The organism is Amycolatopsis sp. CFH S0740, assembly GCF_004522315.1.
Classification (GTDB): domain Bacteria; phylum Actinomycetota; class Actinomycetes; order Mycobacteriales; family Pseudonocardiaceae; genus Amycolatopsis; species Amycolatopsis nivea.
Window position 1 is genome coordinate 377,561 of record NZ_SDLS01000004.1, and the last position, 19,420, is coordinate 396,980.

Genomic DNA, 19,420 nt, shown 5'->3' on the forward strand with positions numbered 1-19,420 from the left:
GGAACTCAAGGCGAGGCTGCGGGTGCGGTGTGGCTGCCCGGGGCGCAGGGACTGACGGGCTGCGTGGTCCCGGTGAATGTACGTGAGGGGAACCCTGAGGGAATCAGATTCCCTCAGGGTTCCCCTCACGACCGACGCGGGCCTTAAGTTCCCGGCATCGGTGTTCAGGTGGCGATAGTGGCCAGCGGGTCGAAGCCGTACGTGCGGGCGTAGCCGTTCTCGGTGCCGACGAGCAGGTCGACGATCTCGAAATACCGGTCCCAGAACGGAGTTTCGCGCAGAGCGTCGATCAGGAGCTGGTACGCGTGGTGGTCGTCGGCCTCCCAGACCCAGACGTCGGTGACGCGCGCGGAGTAGAACTCGGTGTCGTAGAACCGGGACCGGACGCCGGTGGTTTTCGCTTCGATCGCCGGGACGACCTGGGTGGCGAACGCGGCCGCCCGTTCCTTCGGAGTCAGGGCGAGCCATTCCGGCGTGGTTTTGACCAGCAGGAACGCGGTCACTGGCGGATTTTCGTTGGGCATTGCGGATCCTTAGGCGTCGAAAGCAGGTTTGAGGGTTTCCGCGCACCACTGTTCGAACGTGGTCGGAGACGCGGTTTCGGCAGTGCGCGCGACACCGGCGTCGAGGCCGTTGTCCTTGGCGTGCTTCATGTCCGCGATGCCGTGGACGAAAGTTTCGTCGAGCCCGTAGCCGATGAGTGTGGACCGCAGATCGTCCAGCGACTCGCGCTCGTAGCGGACCGGACGGCCGAGCTGCTCGGTCATGATGCGGGCCAAGTCGTTGGGAGACAGGTCTTCCGGCCCCAGAACCGGGACGTCGGCGAAGCCGGTCCAGGACCGGTCCCGCAACAGCCGGACGGCGACCGCGGCGATGTCCGCGACGGCGACGAGCGGAGCCTTGCGGTCCGGGTCCAGGACGTCGCTGTAAACGCCCTGCTCCCGGATCGAATCGACTTCCTCCAGCAGATTCTCGAAGAAGGACGGATTGGCCAGCGCCCGATACGCGACGCCGGTGCCCGCGATGAGCTCGTCCATCGCGAGCGACGCGGTCACGAGCCCCGCCTGGTCGGCGACCGCGGTGTCGCGGCCAAGCGCCGAAACTCCGACGACATGCCCGACGCCGTGCGCGACAAGCGCTTTCGCCGCCGGGCCAGTGAAGCCGCTCCAGCCTTCTGCCGGAGTCCGGGTGGAATCCGGTGGCACGACCCAGAAAACGGCGTCCGCGCCCGCGAAAGCCCGGTCGACCACCTCGGGGTCGCCATGCGAACCGACGACGACCTCGACGTGCTCGCGCACCGAGTCCGGCAGTCGCGCGGGGTCGCGGACGATCACCCGCGAATCCTCGCCCGCGTCGACCAGCTCGCTCAGCACGCGGCTGCCGATGTTTCCGGTAGGGGCAGTGATGACGATCATGAAAACCTCCGTGGGGTACGCCCTCGATCCTGCTGAGCGCCGCCGCGATGCCACAATGGGAACTTCGGCACGCAATCCTTGCCTGAAATGGAATTACCCTGGTGAACAGCCTGAATCCGGCCATCGACGCCAACCTCGCGGTCGCTTTGGACGCCCTGCTGACCGAGCAGAGCGTCACCCGCGCCGCCGCGCGCCTGCACACCTCGCCGGCCGCGATGAGCCGCACGCTCGCCCGGTTGCGCCGCATCCTGCAAGACCCGTTGCTGGTCCGGGCCGGGCAAGCCATGGTCCCCACGCCGCGTGCCCAGGCCCTGCGCGACGAAGCCGCCGCCGTGGTGCAAAGCCTGAACGCGCTGCTCAGCCCAGGCGCCGTCGTGGATCCCGCGACGCTGCGGTCCACCTTCACGATCCAAACCGCGGACCTGGTCGGCGCCGCCCTCGCTGTCGGGCTCCTGCGACTCACCCGCGAGGAAGCCCCCGGCATCTCCCTCCGCGTCCGGGCCGAAGAACTGGAAGCCGGTTCAGCCCTCCGCGACGGCCGCCTCGACCTGGAGGTCGGCTCCATCGACCACGTCGATCCCGAGACGCAGGTCGAAAAGCTGCTCACTTTGCGCATGGTCGCCGCCGTCCGCCCCGGCCACCCCCTGGCTTCGGAACCTTTGACCCCGGCCCGGCTCGCCGCGGCGGACCACGTCGCCGTCAGCCGCCGCGGCCGGTTCACCGGTCCCCTCGACGCGGCGCTGGCCGAACACAACCTCCGCCGCCGGGTCGCGATCGTCCTGCCGAGCCATCTGGCCGCGATGGCGGTTGCCGCCCGCAGCGATGTGGTGTGCCTGATCCCCGCGTCGCTCCCCGGCGAACCGCCCTCGCCGCTCACCGCCGACGCGACCGCGCTCGGCCTGCGACTTCTCGACATCCCGGTCCCGTTGCCGCCGTTGGAGATCGGCATGGCTTGGCATCCGCGGCAGTCCGCCGACGGAGCACACCGCTGGCTCCGGGCCGCGGTGCGGCGGACGCTTTGCTCGAACCCGTGAGGGCCGTGCTGTTTTGGCGGTAAGTTGCCCCGCGTGGAGTTCGCAGTCGCCGACGACGAGGTATGGCTATCCGTTTTCGACGCCCTCCCACAATGGGAAGACGCGTCGGGCGACAGCTACGTACGGGAACTCAAGATCCCCGTATCCGAGACCGGGGAACTCCACCTCAGCTGGGACCCAGTCGAGCGGAGCGTCCGCCTCCGGTACCGCCAGGGGCCCGACGTCGTCGTAGACGTCTTCCGCGAACAAGCGACCGTGCTGACGATCCACCAACCCGGCCCCGTCATCGCCGTCGAGTACCGCGCCCAAGACTGCCTCGGCCGGATGCGCGTGCAACTCCAGCCAACCTTCGCCCTGGACGACGTCTTCCTCCGCACCTGACGCCGAACTGCCCCCACGTCGCAGTTAAACCCCTTCACCTTTCCTATTGACCTTCACCAACGCTGCGCTATAGGCTTTCACTGTAGTTAAGCCCATTAACTTCACGGAGCAGCCCCATGCGCAGCATCAACCCGAAAACCTCACGCCCCCTTCGCCGCACAGCCTTGCTCGCCGTCCCGCTGGCCGCCGTTCTCGCCCCAGCCCCCGCCCAAGCCGCCGTTCCCGGCCCGACCTCGCTGACCTGCCAGGGCCACGGTGTCGACCTCGCCGCGAAAGCCCGTCACCGGGCGGAAATCCTCATCCACGCCCGGCTGCACCGGATCTGGGACCTCCACACCGACGTGGAAGCCTGGACGTCCTGGCAGAAACCCGCCGCCCCGATGACCGTGCGCCGCCTGGATCCCGGCCCACTGCGCAAACACTCACGGTTCCAGGCGACCGTCCAGGTGCCCTCGGTTCCGCCGAGCACAGTGGTCATCAACTCCACCGTCCGCCAACTCCAGCGCGGCAAGTGCCTCCGCTGGACCGGCCCGGCAGACGCCACCGGCTACCACATCGACGGCGTCCACGTCTGGACCTTCCGCCCCACCCGCGACGGCGTCCTCGTCCGCACCGAAGAAAGCCACTCCGGCCCCCAAGCCGACCCGACGTCCGACATGGGCCTCGAGACCTGGCTGAGCGACCTCAAAACCACCGCCGAAACCGGTTGCCGCGACTGACCCGCGCCCCGGCCGCCGCTGCACCTCGTCAGCCGCCGGATCACCCGGGACCCGGGTACCGGCCGCGAAAGCGCCCGCCGAACCAACGCCAGCCCCTCCGGGCCGCAAGCATCAACGGCTCCCCGCCGCCAACACCAATCCGCTGAACCAACCCCCGCCGCGCCCGAACCGACCAGCCGCCGCGTGGGCCGTCCGGCGAAACCGGTGCCTCGGCGCAACAGCGCAACGGATCCCGCGCGACGAGCCCCGGCCCAAAGACCTCCGCCGCACCACCCCGCCTCCGCGCAAGTCCGCTGAGACACCTCCGTCGCACCACCAATCCACCCCGCGTCCGCACAAACCCGCCCCCACGACCGCCCGCAGCTCAGAACACACCCGGACCGAAGCGACCCCGGCTCCCGCGATCACTCCGAGTCGAGCACCGACCGCAGCGTCCGCAGCAACGGCCCGGCGTCCGTCCCGAACATCTCCGTGTCCACCTGCTCCACCGCGGTCACCGCGCGACCGGCCAGATCCCGGCCCTTCTCGGTCAGCCGCACCAGTTTCGCGCGGGTGTCACCGGAGTCGACCGTCCGGGTCACCAGTCCGGCCGCCTCCAGCCGGGCGATCACCTGGGACGTCATCTTGACATCGGTCCCCGCCTGCGCGGCCAGTTCCTGTTGCCGCGGCGGTGTTCCGTGCGTTTCCAGCCACCAGCAGCACGCGAGCAGCACGAACTGCACGTGCGTGAGCCCCAGCGGTTCGAGCGTCTGCCGGATCCGCCGCTGCCACGCCAAAGTCACGTGCCACAGCAGAAAACCCGGACTGTCCCCCGGCCCCGCGAACCGCGTCATCGTGCGGACCGCTCCGCGTAGCCGAGGAGATCGCTCATGGCGACCGGAAAGTCCTCGCTGATCTGCGGTCCCAGCTCCGGCCCCGCCGAGCCTTCGATCTCCAGCCGATGCGTCACGCGCGTCCCGCCGCCGGAGAGCGGGGCGAGCGTGTGCCGGAACCGCAGCACCACGTCGCCGAAGCGGGTTTCGTCTTCGTAGACCTCGTTTTCGGCCAATTCCGTGATGCGCGAACGGAACGTGTCCTGCCCCTGCGGCGTGACCGACAGCTCGGTCCCCTTCTCGAACGGCCCGTGCAACTCGAACCGGTCACTGCGCTCGCTCAACGACGTCCCGCTGTGCAACGCCCGCAGCGCGGCCCACACCGCCTCCGGGCTCGCCGACGTCTCCGCGCTGTAGTCAGTGGTCCACATAAGCCCTCCCAGTTAGTATGCGCAGAGACTATCTGCGCGCAGACTATCTGGCAAGACCACCCGACCAGGATGGTCAGGCGAAGTATGGCCGCGTCGCACTGGGCGCGGGCGAGCAGGCGGTGATCCCGGTACGGCTACTCGAACGCATCCCAGGCGATCTCGTCACCGGCCACAGTCATGCGGCCAGCAGCCCGAGTCCCCGCACGCACAGGCGAGCATCGGGGTTGGCCGCGCCGCGGTCGAAACCAGGGCCATGGTCAGTCAACGAGCGCGGCCGCACCTCACGCAGGGCTTTCGTCCGCCTCCCGGCGCTCGGCCAGAATCTCCGTCACCCGCTCCCCAGGCAGCGCGCTCCGCAGCGCCAACGCCATCACCACCGCGGTCAGCACCAGCGACGCCACCGCACCCAGCGAAAAGTCCAGGACTCCCAGGTTCCCGGCATGCTTCGAGGCCTCCGGATACGTGCCGAGGTAGCTGATCACCGCGAGCCCGGCGAACCACACCAGCACCCACCAGCCGTGCCGGAAGTCCAGTTTCGGCGACTTCTTCGCGAACGCCTGGTTCAGCGCGAGCAGAAGATAACCGAACGCGATCACCACGAACAGTTTCCAGTTCGTGTCCCACCCGGTCCAGTAGATGATCAGGTTGGTGGAGAACAGCGCCAGGAACGCGACCGCCCACGTGAAGCCGCGGCCGAGGCGGAACGGGCGCTCGCGGCTCGGCAGCTGGCTGCGCATCGCGAGCAGCACCAACGGACCCGATCCGAACGACAGCACAGTGCTGTTCGTGACGAACGAAACCAGTTTGTTCCACCCGGGGAAGGGCAGGAAGAAGAAGCAGCCGATGACGAACGCCAGGATCAGGCTGACCCACGGCACGCCCGCGGAGTTCACCTTCGCGAGCCCGGACGGCGCGTTTCCGTTGCGCCCCATGGCATACGAGATGCGCGCGGTGACGCCGGTGTAGATCAGGCCGGTGTCGCCGGGCGAGATGATCGCGTCGGCGTACAGCAGGGTGGCCAGCCAGCCGATGCCGAGCACGCTCGAGATCGCGGCGAGCGGGCCGAACGTGGCCAGGACGTCGCTGCCCGCGGTGAAGTTCGAGCCGACGTGTTCCCAGCCCTGTTTGCCGATCGCGTCGGACGGGGCCGCGCCGATGAACGCGATCTGCAGCAGCACGTACAGGATTCCGGTGAGCACGACCGAACCGATGAGCGTGAGCGGCACGTTGCGTTTCGGGTTCGCCGTCTCCCCCGCCAGTTCGACGCCTTGCCGGAAGCCGAAAAACGAGAACGCGATGCCCGCGCTCGCGACCGCGGAGAAGATTCCGTGCGTCCCGTACGGGGCGAATCCGCCGTAGTCCATGAAATGCCCGGGATGGAACGCGGTCACCAGGAAAACGACGATCACCAGCGCGATGACCGCGAGTTTCCACCACACGAGCACATTGTTGATCCGGGCGAACCAGCGCACGCCGAAGAAATTGACCAGCACGAAGAACGCCAGCAGCAGGATCGAGATCCCGGTGCCCGCCGGGGTGAGCACGGCGTTGCGGTCGGCGTCGAGCGTTTCCAGCCAGGGCAGGTAATTCGTGGCGTACTGGACGACCGCGAGCACCTCGATCGGCGACACCGCGGCCGCCGCGATCCATGTCACCCAGCCCATGGAAAAACTCGCGAAGGAACCGAACGAATAGTGCGGGAACCGCGCGACGCCGCCCGAATGCGGGAACATCGTGCCCAATTCGGCGTACGTCATCCCGATCAGCACGAACATGACCGCGCCGATCCCCCACGACACGATCGCCGCGGGCCCGGCGAGCTGCGCGGCGTTGAGCGCGCCGAAGAGCCATCCGGACCCGATGATCGACCCCACCGCGGTGAACAGCAGCCCGATCGGGCCGAAGTGCTTCTTCAGCCGCTTGTCGTCGCCCGCGACGACCGCTGGGGACGGCTGTTCGGTCGTTCCGGCTGTGTCCATGGCGCGGCCTCCTGCCGGGTCGGCGGTCCGCTTCCACTCTCCTCCCGCGGCGGTGCGCGCAGAATAAGCGGACATAAAATTGTTACCTTGTGCACCATTCGGTGCCAGGCCGCGATCTTGCTCGGTTCGCCGTTGCCGCACAACGGTATTCGCGAGTTATGTCCGACATCGCCGGTTTCCCGCAGCGGAGCTACCAGGTCGCTCGCAGAATCCCGGTCACGTCCGCCGCCGAGGCTTCCCGCGGGGTGTTCGCCAGCACCCCGTCCGCCAGGGTGTCGGCCACCAGGTCCGGCAGATCCCCTTCGCCGATGCCGAATTCGCGCAGCCGGCCGGCCAGTTCGACCTCCGCGACCAGGCGTTCGACCGCCGCGATCGCCGCGTCCGCGTTGTGCGCGACCGATTTCCGGGCATCGGCGACGCCCAGCGGTTCCGCCAAGCGCGCCAGCCGGTCTTCCCGCACCGCGCGGTTGAACCGCAGGCATTCGGCGAGCACCAAGGCGAGCGCCTGGCCGTGCGGCAGGTCGAACCGGCCGCCAAGCGAGTGCCCGATGCCGTGCACCACGCCGAGTCCGGTCGTCCGCATCGCCTGGCCCGCCGTGTGCGCCGCGAGCATCAGGTTCGCCCGCGCGGCCAGGTCTCCGCCGACTGCGACCGCGCGGCGCAGGTTCTCCGCGACCAAACGGACGGCTTGCAGGTCCAGACCATCCGCCCATGGATTGGGCCGGGCGGAGAGAAAGGACTCCACGGCATGGGTCAGGCAGTCGATCCCGGCGGCCGCGGTCGCACGCGGCGGCAGGCTGAGGGTGAGCGCCGGGTCGAGAAGTGCGTACCGGGCAAGGCAAGCCGGCCCGCCGAGATAGCACTTGCGCTGCTGCCGGGGATCGGTGATGACGCCGAGGTCGTTGCACTCCGAACCGGTGCCGGACGTGGTCGGGATCGCCACGATCGGCAACGCGGGCACCAGGTCCGCCGAAACCTCGGTGCTCCAGGTCAGTTCGGCGGCCGGACGGTCGTTGACAGCGGCCAGCGCGATCGCCTTCGCCGCGTCCAAAGCAGACCCGCCGCCCAGCGAGACCACCGCTTCCGCCTCGGCGGCGCGCACGAAAGCACCGCCTGCGTCGACGTCGTCGATGGTGGGATTCGGGTGCACCTCGGAGAAAATCTCGACCGCGAGCCCGTCTTGACATACCAACTGGGCTGTCTGCTCGGGCAACGGAGTCGCGACGAGCCCGCGATCACTGACCAGGACAATCTTCCGCGCGCCGATCGCCCGGATCAATCGCGGCAGCTGTCCAACGGCACCAGCGGCGAACGTGGCAGCCGGATACGGACCGATTTCGATGGCTGAGATCTCAGGCATGCCTACCTCCCGAACCGGTCTTCGTCGATCGTGACGCCCAGCCCGGGCGCGGACGGCACATGCAGCAGTCCGTCCGCGTCGATGTCCAGCGGGGCGGAAAGCAAGAAGTCGCGGCGTTCCGGCGTCCACACCGGCGGGTCGTAAGGGAATTCGAGGTACGGTCCGCCGCCGACGCCAGCGGTCACATGCAGGTTCGCGAGCAGGCCGAGGCCGTTGGACCAGGTGTGCGGCGTGAAGAGCCGGTTGCGCGCCAGCACCAGCTCGGCGAGGGTGCGGGCGCGCAGCATTCCGGCGGCGAGCGCGACGTCCGGCTGGTAGACGTCGAGGGTGTCGGATTCGACCAGGTCCAGCAGCTCGCTGAAGGTCCGGACCATTTCTCCCCCGGCGACGCGGACTCCGGCGTCGCGCACCGCACGCAGGCCGGGCCGGTCGTCCAGCGGCAGCGGTTCCTCGAGCCAGAAGACGTCCACTTCGCGCAGCGCCGCGGCGAAGCGCCGGACCGCCGCCGGGTCGAGCGAAGGCCGCACGTCGCCGGGCATCCGCCACGCCTGGTTCAGGTCGGCCATCAGCGTCATCTCCGGTCCGACCGCCTCCCGGACCGCCCGCATGGTGCGGATCCCGCCCGCGAAATCGTCCGCGGCCAGCCGGATCTTCGCCGCCGGGAACCCGCGGTCGCGCACCCCAGTCATCATCTCGGCCCGCTCGTCGGGAGGCAGGATCCGGCCGGTCGACGCGTACGCCGGGATCGCGTCCGCCGCGCCGCCGAACAACGTCGCGACCGGAACGCCGAGCACCTTCCCGATGACGTCCCACAGCGCGATCTCCAGCGGCCAGTAGCGCCCGGCGTGGAACGCGATCGTCTCCAGCGCCCGCACGTGGCGGCTGATCGCCATCGGATCCTGGCCGAGGAACAGCTCCGCGTACGGCTCGAAGCCCGCCATCGTGTCGCCGGAGCCGTAGCCGACCACGCCCTCGTCGGTCACGACCTTGACCACCGTCGCGTCGAAGCGCGTGCGCGGCACCGGATCCCACGCGGCGTCGAACGGCGGATCGAGCGGCAGCGTCCCGGGCAGCAGCTGGATGTCGGCGATCTTCACGCATCGGACGGTAACCGCGGATTGACGCTCGCCCAATCGTTGTTGCACAGTCCTCAACATGGCGAACCAGCGCACCTACGGTTCGGGCCTGGTCCGCGACGTCGACCTGCTCGAAGTCCTCGCACTGCCGGAAGCGCGCGACGGGCTCGGCGTGTCCCGCGTCGCCGAACTGTCCGGGCGGGACAAAGCCCAGGTCTCGCGCGCCCTCGCGACGCTCGCCGACGCCGGCCTCGTGTCGCGCGACGAGCACACCCGCGCGTACCGGCCGGGATGGCGGCTGTTCGCCTTGGCCACGCACGCCACCGAAACGCATCTCGCGCACCTCGCCGCACCCTTTCTGCGCACGATCGTGGCGCGGCTCAACGAAACGACGCATCTGTGCGTCCTGCGCGCCGGGCAGGTGTTCACCCTCCGGAGCGAACTCGCGTCCCACGCTTTTCGCGGACTCGGCTGGGAGGGCGTCGGCGTCGACCCGTTCACGACCTCACCCGGACGGGTGTTATTGAGCGAATGGGACGAGGAAACCCTCGGACACTGGTGGCGGACCTTCGGCGCCGCCGCCACGCACCCGCTCCCCGACCTCCCCGGCACCGCCGAGGAACCGCCGCCGCTCACGCTCGACCAACTGGCCGGGAAGCTCGCGGGGATCCGGGAACGCGGCTACGAAACCGTGGACGAGGAGTTCGAGCCGGGGTTGGTCGGCGTGTCCGCCCCGGTGTACGGCTTCCGAGGCGACATCGTCGCGGCAGTCAACGTGTCCGCCCCGAAATCGCGCCTCGGCGGACGCCTGCCCGCGGCCGGCCGGTTCGCCCGCAGCGTCGCCGACCGGATCTCCGCCGTGCTCGGCGCGCCGGGATGACGGTCATTTATGCTGCGCGAAAGCGTCTCTTCCCGGTAGGTGGTCGCATGTACGAAATCCCGCCCACGGCGGCCATGCAACGCTGGTCGGTCTCGGTCGACGGCGCCCACGCGATCTTCGGCTGCGCGCCGTGGCTCGAAGACCACACCGCCGACCGGGTGCTGCCGCGCCTGTGGCCGGGCCGCGGACTGGGAGTCAGCGACGCCGACGCCGCCGGTTTCGCCGCCGCGATCGCCGAGACGATGAAGGCCCCGAACTACTGGACCGCCAGCCACGCCGCAGCGCGCGCCTGGCAGGACCAGCCGTGGTCCCCCGCCCGCCGCGACCACGACGACGGTTTCGTGTACTTCGCCGGACCTTGCGGAGAGCCGGGGGTTTCGGCGGGGTACCGACCGGCTTATCACCTGCCGCTGGCACTGCGAGACCTGCGGGGCTTGCGGATCCGGGTGACGGCTTACCTGCGCGGGGTGCGGGTGTTGAGCTGAGTCTCTCTTGCAGCTCTCTTGCGGCGGGGGGTGGTGAGCGGGGTTTCGGTGGCGGTCAGGTGATGGATAATCGCTGCTCGGTTCGCGGTTGTTCGGTTCATGCATTATCCGGTGCCTGGCTTGCAGCGTTGGATTCATGCATAAACCCGGCCCCGCGCGCGGTTGCCCGCCTCCCCTGCACACGGTTGCCCGACCCATGCATAAATCCCGCTCCGACCGCAGCCGCACGACCCACGCATAATCTCCGGCCGCCTGCAACGCCCGATCCAGGCATAATCCTGCCCGGCCCGCGAGACCCCACTCCACGCGCGATCCCCGCACCGCCCGCAACGCCCGGCCCACGCATCAACCCGCCCGGCCCGCGCGCAACCTCCGCACCGCTGCACCCAGCCCATGCATAATCCCGCCCTGCGCACCGTCGCCCGATCCATGCACAATCCCCGCGCCGCGCGCAGCGATCCGATTCCTGCATAAACCTGGCCCTGCCCGCGAGCATCCGAGCCATGCTTAAACCCCACGCGGCTCACGGTCGCCCGGGCCCGCGCGCATGTCCCGCACCGCAGTGCCCGGCCCATGCATAACCGACGCCCCGCCCCGCAGTCGCCCCATCATGCATAATAGCCGCCGCGCGCAGTCGTCCGATCCCTGCATAGACCCCGCCACGCTCATGCGCACCCAACCCACGCATAAACGCCGACCCGCCCACGAACGTCCGACTCATGCATAAACCCGCCCCGCCCGCGAGCGCCCAACTCATGCATAAATCCCGCCCACCCGGCAGCCACCGCGAACCACGCCCCAATCATCTCTCTCACGCGGGCAACCCGAACTCCTGCCTCCCGATCAACCCCCGCATCACCTCGGTCGTCCCGCCGCCGATGGTCTCCAAAACCGACTGCCGCCAAAGGAACTCCGTATCCGTCCCCGCGACCGCCGCTTCCACTCCGCCCAGTTCGATTCCTGCGCGGGCGATCTCCTGGGCCAGCACCGTGCCCGCCAGTTTGTGATACGCCGCCGGGACCGCGGCTGGTTCGCCTCGGATCACCTCGCCCAGCAGGGCCAGCGCGAGCGCGTCGACCTCGGCGAGGCGGACCGACAACTCCCCTACCCGCCGCCGCACTACCGGGTCGTCGGAGACACCGGCTGAGTCCAGTGCGGCCATCAGGTCGTGCAGGTCCCGGCGCAAGCGCTTGGGCGGGAACTGCACATGCCGCTCCACTGCGAGCGCCGAAGCCACGACCTGCCAGCCTTCGTTCTCCGCACCGACCCGGTCCTCGGCCGGGACCCGGACACCGTCGAAGCGGACCTCGTTCAGGCGTCCGCCGTCTAGGGTCGGGATCGGCGACACGGTGATCCCGGGACTGTCCAGCGGGACAATCAGCACGCTCAGCCCCCGCGACCGGCTGTCCGCCGCGCCGGTCCGGCACAGCAGCCAGATGCAGTCCGACCAGTGGGCGTTCGACGTCCAGCATTTCGCGCCGTCAACCACGTAATGGTCACCCGAGCGGCGAGCTTTGGTGCGCACCGCGGCGAGGTCCGAGCCTGCGTCGGGTTCCGAGTAGCCGAGGCAGAAGTTGAGACGGCCGCGTCGCAGGTCGGCGAGGTAGCGTTCGCGTTGCGCGTCGGTGCCGTGCGTCATCAGGGCTTTGGCCACCAAACCCGGGCCCATCGGCGGGCGCGCCACCCGCGCGTAGGCCATCTCGTCCCAGAGGATGAACTCATAGGCAGGCGAACGGCCGCCGCCGCCGAACTCGGTCGGCCAGGACAGTGACAGCCAGCCGCGGTCGCCCAGTGCGCGGTAGACCCGGCGGACGCCGTCAGCGGTGTCCTTGCCGCGGTGGAAGTAGCCGTTGGTGTCGCGGTATTCCCACAGGAATTCGAGGACCTCCGCGCGGAACGCCTCTTCCTCCGGAGTGAAGCCGAAATCCATCTCACTGCTCCCCGTCGGCGCCGGTCGTCCATCGCGGCTCGCGGCCCTCGGCGAACGCGCGCGGGCCCTCCTTCGCGTCCGGGTGCGCCCAGTGCATGCGCAGCAGCGACCAGCCGTACTCGCACGCCTGCCCGTACCCCATCTCCAGCGAGTTCCAGACCGCCTGCTTCGACAATTGCACCGCCGCCGGCGAGTGCCGCGCGATCTGCTGCGCCATCTTCTCCGCATCGGCCATCAGATCGTCCGAAGTGGACAGTTCGTCGACGAGCCCGAGCTGGTACGCGCGCTGGGCGGGCATCCGGTAGTCCTTGCCCATCAGCGTCATCCGCAGCGCCGACCCGAGCGGAAGCCGTTTCGCCAGGCCGATGTTCTCCATCGCGCCGACGAGGCCGACGTTCACGTGCGTGTCCATGAACGCCGCGTGGTCGGCGGCGAGCACGATGTCCGCGTCGACCACGAAGTGCAGCCCGGCTCCGGCGACCAGCCCGTTGACCGCGCTGATCACCGGTTTCCACACCCGGTTCTGCCGCGGCGACCAGAACACCTCGTCGCTCAGCGGCCCGTTCCCGGTGCTCATCCCGCCGCGCCCGGCGACCGCGTGCACGTCGGCACCGGTGCAGAAATGCCGTTCGCCCGCCCCGATCACGATCGCCGCGCGGATCCACGGGTCGTCGCGGACCTCGGCCCACATCTCGCGGATCACCGGCATCATCGTCCCGGTCAGCGAGTTGCCCCGGTGCGGGCGGTTGAGCGTGAGACACGCGACGTGGTCGCGCTTTTCGAACAGCACCTCGGGCGCGTCGCTCATCGTTCCTGGCCTTTCCGGCGATACATCGCCGCTACGTTGTCCGCGCACCCCGGCCGCGCGGCCTGGTGCCTGATCCGCTGCGAAAGCGGCCCGATCGGTCCCTCCACGGAGTACCCGATCGCGCCGAACGTCTGGTGCGCGACTTCCGCCGCCTCGACCGCCGCCCGTCCTCCCGAGGATCGTGCGGCGGAAGCCAGCGCGGTCCCGTCGGGATGCCCGTCGTCGAGCGCGAGCGCGGCCATCGTGGTGAGTTTTTCCGCCGAGGTAAGCGAAAGCCCGGCATTGACGAGAGGATGCGCGACCGCCTGGAATGTCCCGATTGGACGTCCGAATTGGACCCGGTTCCGGGCGTGCTCGATAGCGAGGTCGAGCAACCGCCGTCCGGCACCGCTCAGATAGGCCGCCGAAGCGATGTCCGAAAGGGCCGTCGCCGCCTCGACGCGTTCCACCGGCTCAACCCGGGTCAACGCGACCCGGCCCCACTGCTCTCCGCCCAGCACCTCCACCGGTTCAACGGAATCCGCCTCAGCCAGCCACGCGCGAGAGCCGTCCGTTTCCACGAAAACGTCTGCCGCCGGAGCCCAAGGCAGCAAGGGCGGCGCGCCGACCGAGGCCACGCAAGTTCCGTCCGCGACCTGGGCAGCCAGCGGAGGCGGAAGCACCTGCGCCGCGAACACTGACGCGGCCAACGGCCCGGGCGCGGCAGCCCGGCCCAGCTCCGTGCAGGCAGCCGCGATGTCGCCCGCTCCCCCGCCTTCGCCCGGCACCGCCAGCGAAAGCACCCCGAGCGAGGCCAGCCCCCGCCAGAACTCCGCCGGGAACGCACCGGAGCGCCACACCTCGTCCGGACAGTGCGTCCGGCAGAAACTCCGGACCACCTCGGCCAGCGCCCGCTGCTCCTCGGTGGGCATCAACGCGACGCTCATACCGCCGCCCAGCGTGCCTCGGCGACGGCCCGGCTCGGCGTCCGCCAGCTGCCCAATTCCGCGCGCACGGCTTGCAACCGCAGCGTCCACAGGTGCAGGTCGTGTTCCTCGGTCAGCCCGATCGCGCCCATGATCTGGTGGGTTTCCCTGGTCACGCGGCCGAGCGCGGACATCGTGTGCGTCGCGGCGACCGCGGCGGCTTCGGCGGGCGCACCGGCGAACGCGGCCTCGTAGACGAGCCAGCGCGCGCCCTCCACGGCCACGTTCACCTCGGCCAGCCGGTGCTGCAGCGCCTGGAACGAGCCCAGCGAGCGGCGGAACACCTTGCGGTCCTTGGCGTAGCCGACCGCGATGTCGACGGCCCGCCGCATCATGCCCACCGCCTCCGCGGACGCGCCGACCCGCCACCAGTTCACCATCGTCGCGGCGCTTCCGGGAGCCAATTCCTCCTGGCCCGCAACGACCACGCGAGCGAGCGGATACCCATAAGCCGACGGAACCCGTTCAGCCGCACCGGGATCGAGGTCAGCGGCGAAACAGCGGTCGCCGTCGACGCGAAGCATCCGCGTCGTCTCGCCGCCGTAGCGCACCGGGCCCGGACCGCCTGTCGCGAGCACTACCGGTCCGGCTGGCCGGTCGAGCCCGAGCGCGGGCAGCACCAGCAGATGCGGCACCGCGCTGACCGCGCCGAGTTCGGCGGCGATCGCCTCCACCGCCAAGGCCGCGTCGAGCGGACCGGCGTCCTCCGCGGCGAACAGGTCGAGGAAACCGTCGCGCCGCAACGCTTCTTCGAGGTTCCCGTCGTACGCGCCGCGAGCGGCCAGCTCCCGGCTGCGTTCCGGTCCGGCGTGCCGGGCCAGCAGGGTGCCCAGCGCGTCGAGCACCGCGCGCTGGGTCGAGGTCGGTTCGAAATCCACGGCTAGTCCTTCGGCAGTTCGAGGATGAGACGGCTGATCAGGTTGAGCTGCACCTCGTAGCTGCCCGCCGCGATGCCCGCGCCGAGCGAGTTGCGGAACTGCGCGTCGCCCAATGCTCCCTCGACGAGCGCTTCGCTGCCCAGCACGTCCAGCGCGAGGTCGCCCACCACGCGTTCGGCCTGCACCATCGCGGCCCGGGCCTGGTACGCCATCGGCGAGGGTTCCTTCGCCTTCGCCCGCTCGTCGATCACCCGGTACACCAGCACGCGCGCCGCCTCGCACGCTGCCCGCGCGCGGCCGAACTGCTCCTGGATCCCCGGGTCGGCAAGTTTCCCGGACGCGCCGACCTCGGCGGCCAACCGGTCCAGCACCAGGGCCGCCCGCGCGTACCGGGGCGCGCCGACGCGTTCGTAGGCGAGCGTGCGCCGGACGATCTCCCATCCCTTGTTCTCCTCCCCCAGCAGGCAGTCCGCCGGAATCCGGGCGTCGGTCAGGAAGAGCTCGTTGAAGGAATGATCGCCCACGAACCCCGGGATGCGCCGGACCTGCGCCCCCGGGGTGTTCAGCGGCAGCAGGAAGACCGAGATGCCGTCGCGGCCGTCGGCGGCCGAGCCGGTGCGCGCGAGCAGGAAGCAGTAGTCGGCGACGTTGGCGTAGGACGTCCAGATCTTCTGTCCGTTGAGGACGTAGCTGTCGCCGTCGCGGACCGCCTTCGTCCGCAGCGCGGCCAGGTCCGTTCCCGCCTCGGGTTCGGAGAAGCCCTGGCACCAGAACACCTCGCCGCGCGCGATCGGCGGCAGCAGCTTGCGCCGCTGGTCCTCGGTGCCGTACTTGATGATCGCCGGCCCGACCCAGTTGACGTTCATGTACTGCGGCCCGCGCGGCTCCCCGCGCCGCCACATCTCCTCGCCGAGCACGAAATGCTGCCACGCGCCCTGCCCGCCGCCGCCGTACTCGCGCGGCCAGTGCGGCGTGAGCCAGCCCTTGTCGGCGAGCCTGCCGACGAACCCGCGCGAAAAATCGCTGTAGACCGCGCTGCCGAGGCCGGTCTCGGACCGGCCCCATCCGGCCAGCTCGCGGTCGAGGAAGTCCCCCAGTTCGCGCCGGAACGCGACGTCGGCCTGATCCCACGCGAACTCCATCAGCGTCCCTCCGGCCCGCGCCGGCACTCGTCCAGTCGGTGCACGTCGCCGACTCCTCTCGTTCGATGAATAAAGGATACTCAATTAGCCTCGCTACGCAAGCATCCGCCTGGCCGCGCACCCTCGATGCTCCGCAAAACTGCCGGTAACAGCGCCGGTAACGGAATAGCATCCGGACCGCGCACCTCTTGCACTCCCGCTCCTGATCAGTATCCTCAACTCGGTCGCCCACCGCCCCCATTCCCGGAGGTCCCGATGGTCTCGCCCGAACCCCGGCCGCCCGCCCCCGGCAGCGCCGGGTCCCCCGAACTGCGCAAGGTGACGATGTCCAGCCTGCTGGGCACCGTGATCGAGTACTACGACTTCCTCATCTACAGCTCGATCGCCGCGCTCGTGTTCGGGCCGCTGTTCTTCCCGTCGCTGAACTCCTCGACGTCCACCATCGCCGCGTTCGGCACGCTCGCCGCCGGGTACGTCGCGCGTCCGCTCGGCGGGCTCGTCTTCGGCCACTTCGGCGACCGGCTCGGCCGCAAGTCGATGCTGATGGTGACCATGACGCTGATGGGCGCGGCCAGTTTCCTGATCGGCGTGCTGCCGACCTACAGCACGATCGGCATCGCCGCGCCGCTGCTGCTCGTCTTCCTCCGCGTAGTGCAGGGCATCGCGGTCGGCGGCGAATGGGGCGGGGCCGCGCTGATGGTCGTCGAGCACGCGAGCGCGCGCCGGCGCGGCCTGTGGGCGGGCATCATGCAACTCGGGTCGCCGCTGGGCTCGTTCCTGGCCACGCTCGTGTTCGCGCTGGTCAGCCTGCTGCCGAAGGACGCGCTGTTCTCGTGGGGCTGGCGGCTGCCGTTCCTGATGAGCGCATTGCTGCTGATCATCGGCCTGTACGTGCGGCTGCGGGTTTCGGAAAGCCCGGTCTTCCGCGAGCAGGCGGCCAAGTCGGCCGACCGGAAGCCCGCCGTCCCGGTCCTCCAGGTGCTGCGCCGCCCGCGTGCGCTGATCCTCGCCTGCGCGGCCGGGATCGGGCCGTTCGCGCTCACCGCGCTGGTCAGCTCGCACAGCATCGCCTACGCCAAAACCCTCGGCTACGACGTGTCCGATGTGGCTCGCGCGCTCCTGTTCGTCGCGGGCGTCGGCATCATCTGCATCCCGACCTTCTCCGCGTGGTCGGACCGCGTCGGGCGGCGGGTGGTCAGCCTGATCGGCGCCGTCGGCACGATTCTCTACGCGATTCCCTTGTACGCCTTGGTCAACAGCGGCTCGGTCCTGCTGCTGACGCTCGGGCTGATGGGCGCGCAGGTGCTGCAGAACCTGATGTACGCGCCGCTCGCGCCGATGCTGTCGGAGATGTTCGGCACCGGCGTGCGCTACACCGGAGTCTCGCTGGGATATCAGCTGGCGAGCCTGCTCGGAGCCGGGTTCACGCCGCTGCTCGCGAGCAGCCTGGTCGCCGGGTTCGGCGGATCGAGCCTGCCGCTGAGCGCCATCGCGGGCGTCGGGGCGGTGATCACCATCGTGGCGATCTGGCGGATCTCGGAGACCCGCGGCAGCGACCTCACCGGCTCGCCCGAGGCCGTCTCCCCCGAACCGGCCGCTCGATGGTCCTGAGCATCAGCGAAGCCGCGGTGGCCCTCCGCACCGGGAGGACCACCGCGGTGGCGTTGGCCGAGTCCGCGTTCGCCGCCGCCGACGAGCACGACGCCGCGCTGGGCATCTACCTCTCGCGGTTCGATGGACCCGCGCTGGCCGCTGCGGAACGGGCGGACGCCGAGTTGGCGGCCGGTGTCGACCGCGGGCCGCTGCACGGGATTCCCTTGGCGGTCAAGGATCTCCTCGCCACCGACGAGGGCGGGACCACGGCGCAAAGCCAGGTCCTCGATCGCGCTTGGGGTTTCCGCGGCGACGGTCCGGCGGTCGCCCGGCTGCGCGCGGCCGGCACCGTGCTCACCGGGAAGACGACCACGATGGAGTTCGGAATCGGCGCGCCGGACCGGACGAAACCGTTCCCGCTGCCGCGCAACCCGTGGCGTCCCACGCATTACACCGGCGGCTCCAGCTCCGGCAGCGCGAGCGCGGTCGCCGCGGGTCTGGTCCTCGGCAGCCTCGGCACCGACACCGCGGGCAGCATCCGGTATCCCGCCGCGTTGTGCGGGGTCACCGGGCTGAAACCGACGTACGGCCGGGTGCCGAAGAACGGCTGCGTCCCGCTCGCGCCCGGTTTCGACCACGTCGGTCCGCTCGCCCGCAGCGCCGAGGACTGCGCGCTCCTCCTGTCCGTGCTCGCCGGGCCCGATCCCGGCGATCCGTCCTCTGTGGACCAACCGGTTGAGGACTACCGCAACGGGTTGACCGAGTCCCTGTCCGGGTTGCGGATCGGGGTGGTGCCGCACGCCGAGGACCGGGTTTTCGAGCAGGCGGTGGCTGTTCTGCGCGAGGCGGGCGCGCGCACGAGACCGGTCAAGCTGCCGTACTACCAAGAACTGAAGACGGTGACCAAGTTCGGTCTCGCGGCGGAGGCTTTCGCTTGGCACCGAACGAATCTCCAGCACCGGTGGCCGGATTACGGCGCTGCCACTCGGATGGCGCTCGCGAGAGGCGCGCTGGTTTCCGCCGGTGATTACGTGCAGTTGCAGCGCGTCCGGCGGGCCGGGCAGCGGCAGCTCGCCCGGCTGTTCGCCGAGGTCGATCTCGTGGTGACGCCGACCGCCACCTGCGGCGCGCCCGAGATCGAACGGCTCAGCACGTCCGGGATGGCCGACGCCGCGCTCACGTCCTGCTGGAACGCGGCGGGCAATCCCGCGCTGTCCGTCCCGATGGGGTTCACCGGCGACGGACTGCCGCTCGGCCTGCAGATCGCCGGGCGGCCGTTCGCCGAGGCCACGGTGCTCGCCGCTGGCCACGCGTACCAGCAACGGACGAGCTGGCACCTCCGGACGCCGTGGGAGAAGGTTCGATGACCGTCGTCGAGGCCCTGCTCGCCGCGGCCGGACTCGCCCCGGCGCCGGAGGAGATCGTGCGGCTGGAGGCCGACTACCCGGGGTGGGCGGCGGAGTTGCGCGCACTGGACGAGGCACGATACGAGGAGCCCGCCCCGGTCTTCCGGGCGGAGCCGTGAAGGAGGA

General features: G+C 70.0%; 20 protein-coding genes. 8 read left to right on the forward strand and 12 right to left on the reverse strand.

Going from position 1 to position 19,420, the window contains the following annotated elements; all coding sequences use genetic code 11:
• Window positions 1-164: 164 nt before the first annotated feature.
• Complete coding sequence (locus tag EIZ45_RS10240; protein ID WP_134662389.1) at window positions 165-524, reverse strand: darcynin family protein; 360 nt, start codon at window positions 522-524, stop codon at window positions 165-167.
• A 9-nt stretch (window positions 525-533) separates the two neighbouring features.
• Window positions 534-1,415 carry an NAD(P)H-binding protein gene (locus tag EIZ45_RS10245; RefSeq protein WP_134662390.1) on the reverse strand — a complete coding sequence of 294 codons (882 nt, stop codon included), beginning with the start codon at window positions 1,413-1,415 and terminating at the stop codon, window positions 534-536.
• Between the two features lie 101 nt (window positions 1,416-1,516).
• Between EIZ45_RS10245 and EIZ45_RS10250 the strand changes: the two genes are divergently transcribed.
• The 3 genes from EIZ45_RS10250 (at window position 1,517) to EIZ45_RS10260 (ending at window position 3,549) form a co-directional block, all read left to right on the forward strand.
• Entirely contained in the window at window positions 1,517-2,449 is a 933-nt protein-coding gene (locus EIZ45_RS10250; RefSeq protein WP_205669851.1) for a LysR family transcriptional regulator, read from the forward strand.
• A gap of 33 nt (window positions 2,450-2,482) precedes the next feature.
• A complete protein-coding gene (locus EIZ45_RS10255; RefSeq protein WP_134662392.1) occupies window positions 2,483-2,830 on the forward strand; it encodes a hypothetical protein in 348 nt (115 codons plus the stop codon).
• Between the two features lie 116 nt (window positions 2,831-2,946).
• Window positions 2,947-3,549: an SRPBCC family protein gene (locus EIZ45_RS10260; protein WP_134662393.1), complete on the forward strand. Its 603-nt coding sequence runs from the start codon at window positions 2,947-2,949 to the stop codon at window positions 3,547-3,549.
• A 404-nt stretch (window positions 3,550-3,953) separates the two neighbouring features.
• On the opposite strand, the gene EIZ45_RS10265 is transcribed toward EIZ45_RS10260, so the two are convergent.
• The 5 genes from EIZ45_RS10265 to EIZ45_RS10285 all read right to left on the reverse strand — a co-directional run bounded on the left by EIZ45_RS10265 (window position 3,954) and on the right by EIZ45_RS10285 (window position 9,228).
• Window positions 3,954-4,382, reverse strand: coding sequence for a MarR family winged helix-turn-helix transcriptional regulator (locus tag EIZ45_RS10265; RefSeq protein WP_134662394.1), 429 nt, complete (start codon window positions 4,380-4,382; stop codon window positions 3,954-3,956).
• Window positions 4,379-4,792, reverse strand: coding sequence for an SRPBCC family protein (locus EIZ45_RS10270; protein WP_037813313.1), 414 nt, complete (start codon window positions 4,790-4,792; stop codon window positions 4,379-4,381). The genes EIZ45_RS10265 and EIZ45_RS10270 overlap by 4 nt, the downstream gene beginning before the upstream one ends.
• 281 nt (window positions 4,793-5,073) lie before the next feature.
• Window positions 5,074-6,771: an APC family permease gene (locus tag EIZ45_RS10275; RefSeq protein ID WP_134662395.1), complete on the reverse strand. Its 1,698-nt coding sequence runs from the start codon at window positions 6,769-6,771 to the stop codon at window positions 5,074-5,076.
• A gap of 190 nt (window positions 6,772-6,961) precedes the next feature.
• Entirely contained in the window at window positions 6,962-8,131 is a 1,170-nt protein-coding gene (locus tag EIZ45_RS10280; protein ID WP_134662396.1) for an iron-containing alcohol dehydrogenase family protein, read from the reverse strand.
• A gap of 2 nt (window positions 8,132-8,133) precedes the next feature.
• Complete coding sequence (locus tag EIZ45_RS10285; RefSeq protein WP_134662397.1) at window positions 8,134-9,228, reverse strand: mandelate racemase/muconate lactonizing enzyme family protein; 1,095 nt, start codon at window positions 9,226-9,228, stop codon at window positions 8,134-8,136.
• A gap of 58 nt (window positions 9,229-9,286) precedes the next feature.
• Between EIZ45_RS10285 and EIZ45_RS10290 the strand changes: the two genes are divergently transcribed.
• Both EIZ45_RS10290 and EIZ45_RS10295 read left to right on the forward strand, forming a co-directional pair.
• Window positions 9,287-10,087: an IclR family transcriptional regulator gene (locus EIZ45_RS10290; RefSeq protein WP_037813317.1), complete on the forward strand. Its 801-nt coding sequence runs from the start codon at window positions 9,287-9,289 to the stop codon at window positions 10,085-10,087.
• 47 nt (window positions 10,088-10,134) lie between these two features.
• Window positions 10,135-10,572 (forward strand): hypothetical protein, encoded by a 438-nt coding sequence (locus EIZ45_RS10295; protein WP_240690573.1) that lies wholly within the window; start codon window positions 10,135-10,137, stop codon window positions 10,570-10,572.
• 811 nt (window positions 10,573-11,383) lie between these two features.
• Here the strand turns inward: EIZ45_RS10295 and EIZ45_RS10300 are convergent.
• From EIZ45_RS10300 to EIZ45_RS10320, 5 genes are read right to left on the reverse strand one after another with little or no spacing between them, the layout of a single operon-like run.
• Window positions 11,384-12,502, reverse strand: coding sequence for an acyl-CoA dehydrogenase family protein (locus tag EIZ45_RS10300; RefSeq protein ID WP_134662399.1), 1,119 nt, complete (start codon window positions 12,500-12,502; stop codon window positions 11,384-11,386).
• 1 nt (window position 12,503) lies between these two features.
• Window positions 12,504-13,310 (reverse strand): enoyl-CoA hydratase/isomerase family protein, encoded by an 807-nt coding sequence (locus EIZ45_RS10305; RefSeq protein ID WP_134662400.1) that lies wholly within the window; start codon window positions 13,308-13,310, stop codon window positions 12,504-12,506.
• Window positions 13,307-14,236, reverse strand: a complete 930-nt coding sequence (locus tag EIZ45_RS10310) for an acyl-CoA dehydrogenase family protein (protein ID WP_134662401.1) — start codon at window positions 14,234-14,236, stop codon at window positions 13,307-13,309. The genes EIZ45_RS10305 and EIZ45_RS10310 overlap by 4 nt, the downstream gene beginning before the upstream one ends.
• Complete coding sequence (locus EIZ45_RS10315; RefSeq protein WP_134662402.1) at window positions 14,233-15,153, reverse strand: acyl-CoA dehydrogenase family protein; 921 nt, start codon at window positions 15,151-15,153, stop codon at window positions 14,233-14,235. Before EIZ45_RS10315 ends, EIZ45_RS10310 begins: the two co-directional genes overlap by 4 nt.
• A 2-nt stretch (window positions 15,154-15,155) precedes the next feature.
• Window positions 15,156-16,295, reverse strand: coding sequence for an acyl-CoA dehydrogenase family protein (locus EIZ45_RS10320; RefSeq protein WP_134662403.1), 1,140 nt, complete (start codon window positions 16,293-16,295; stop codon window positions 15,156-15,158).
• Window positions 16,296-16,550: 255 nt separating this feature from the next.
• Between EIZ45_RS10320 and EIZ45_RS10325 the strand changes: the two genes are divergently transcribed.
• Genes EIZ45_RS10325 through EIZ45_RS46060 form a run of 3 tightly spaced genes read left to right on the forward strand, consistent with a single transcriptional unit; the run spans window position 16,551 to window position 19,413 of the window.
• Window positions 16,551-17,906, forward strand: a complete 1,356-nt coding sequence (locus EIZ45_RS10325; RefSeq protein WP_134662404.1) for an MFS transporter — start codon at window positions 16,551-16,553, stop codon at window positions 17,904-17,906.
• Window positions 17,897-19,255 carry an amidase gene (locus EIZ45_RS10330; RefSeq protein WP_134662405.1) on the forward strand — a complete coding sequence of 453 codons (1,359 nt, stop codon included), beginning with the start codon at window positions 17,897-17,899 and terminating at the stop codon, window positions 19,253-19,255. Before EIZ45_RS10325 ends, EIZ45_RS10330 begins: the two co-directional genes overlap by 10 nt.
• On the forward strand, window positions 19,252-19,413 hold the full coding sequence (locus EIZ45_RS46060) for a hypothetical protein (protein WP_167754458.1): 162 nt from the start codon (window positions 19,252-19,254) through the stop codon (window positions 19,411-19,413). Before EIZ45_RS10330 ends, EIZ45_RS46060 begins: the two co-directional genes overlap by 4 nt.
• Window positions 19,414-19,420 lie beyond the last annotated feature (7 nt).

Excerpts from the sequence above, each read along its gene's own strand:
- EIZ45_RS10240 (WP_134662389.1), bottom strand. The coding sequence starts at position 524 with ATGCCCAACGAAAATCCGCCAGTGACCGCGTTCCTGCTGGTCAAAACC.
- EIZ45_RS10245 (WP_134662390.1), bottom strand. The coding sequence starts at position 1,415 with ATGATCGTCATCACTGCCCCTACCGGAAACATCGGCAGCCGCGTGCTG.
- EIZ45_RS10260 (WP_134662393.1), top strand. The coding sequence starts at position 2,947 with ATGCGCAGCATCAACCCGAAAACCTCACGCCCCCTTCGCCGCACAGCC.
- EIZ45_RS10265 (WP_134662394.1), bottom strand. The coding sequence starts at position 4,382 with ATGACGCGGTTCGCGGGGCCGGGGGACAGTCCGGGTTTTCTGCTGTGG.
- EIZ45_RS10270 (WP_037813313.1), bottom strand. The coding sequence starts at position 4,792 with ATGTGGACCACTGACTACAGCGCGGAGACGTCGGCGAGCCCGGAGGCG.
- EIZ45_RS10275 (WP_134662395.1), bottom strand. The coding sequence starts at position 6,771 with ATGGACACAGCCGGAACGACCGAACAGCCGTCCCCAGCGGTCGTCGCG.
- EIZ45_RS10280 (WP_134662396.1), bottom strand. The coding sequence starts at position 8,131 with ATGCCTGAGATCTCAGCCATCGAAATCGGTCCGTATCCGGCTGCCACG.
- EIZ45_RS10290 (WP_037813317.1), top strand. The coding sequence starts at position 9,287 with ATGGCGAACCAGCGCACCTACGGTTCGGGCCTGGTCCGCGACGTCGAC.
- EIZ45_RS10295 (WP_240690573.1), top strand. The coding sequence starts at position 10,135 with ATGTACGAAATCCCGCCCACGGCGGCCATGCAACGCTGGTCGGTCTCG.
- EIZ45_RS10300 (WP_134662399.1), bottom strand. The coding sequence starts at position 12,502 with ATGGATTTCGGCTTCACTCCGGAGGAAGAGGCGTTCCGCGCGGAGGTC.
- EIZ45_RS10305 (WP_134662400.1), bottom strand. The coding sequence starts at position 13,310 with ATGAGCGACGCGCCCGAGGTGCTGTTCGAAAAGCGCGACCACGTCGCG.
- EIZ45_RS10310 (WP_134662401.1), bottom strand. The coding sequence starts at position 14,236 with ATGAGCGTCGCGTTGATGCCCACCGAGGAGCAGCGGGCGCTGGCCGAG.
- EIZ45_RS10320 (WP_134662403.1), bottom strand. The coding sequence starts at position 16,295 with ATGGAGTTCGCGTGGGATCAGGCCGACGTCGCGTTCCGGCGCGAACTG.
- EIZ45_RS10325 (WP_134662404.1), top strand. The coding sequence starts at position 16,551 with ATGGTCTCGCCCGAACCCCGGCCGCCCGCCCCCGGCAGCGCCGGGTCC.
- EIZ45_RS10330 (WP_134662405.1), top strand. The coding sequence starts at position 17,897 with ATGGTCCTGAGCATCAGCGAAGCCGCGGTGGCCCTCCGCACCGGGAGG.
- EIZ45_RS46060 (WP_167754458.1), top strand. The coding sequence starts at position 19,252 with ATGACCGTCGTCGAGGCCCTGCTCGCCGCGGCCGGACTCGCCCCGGCG.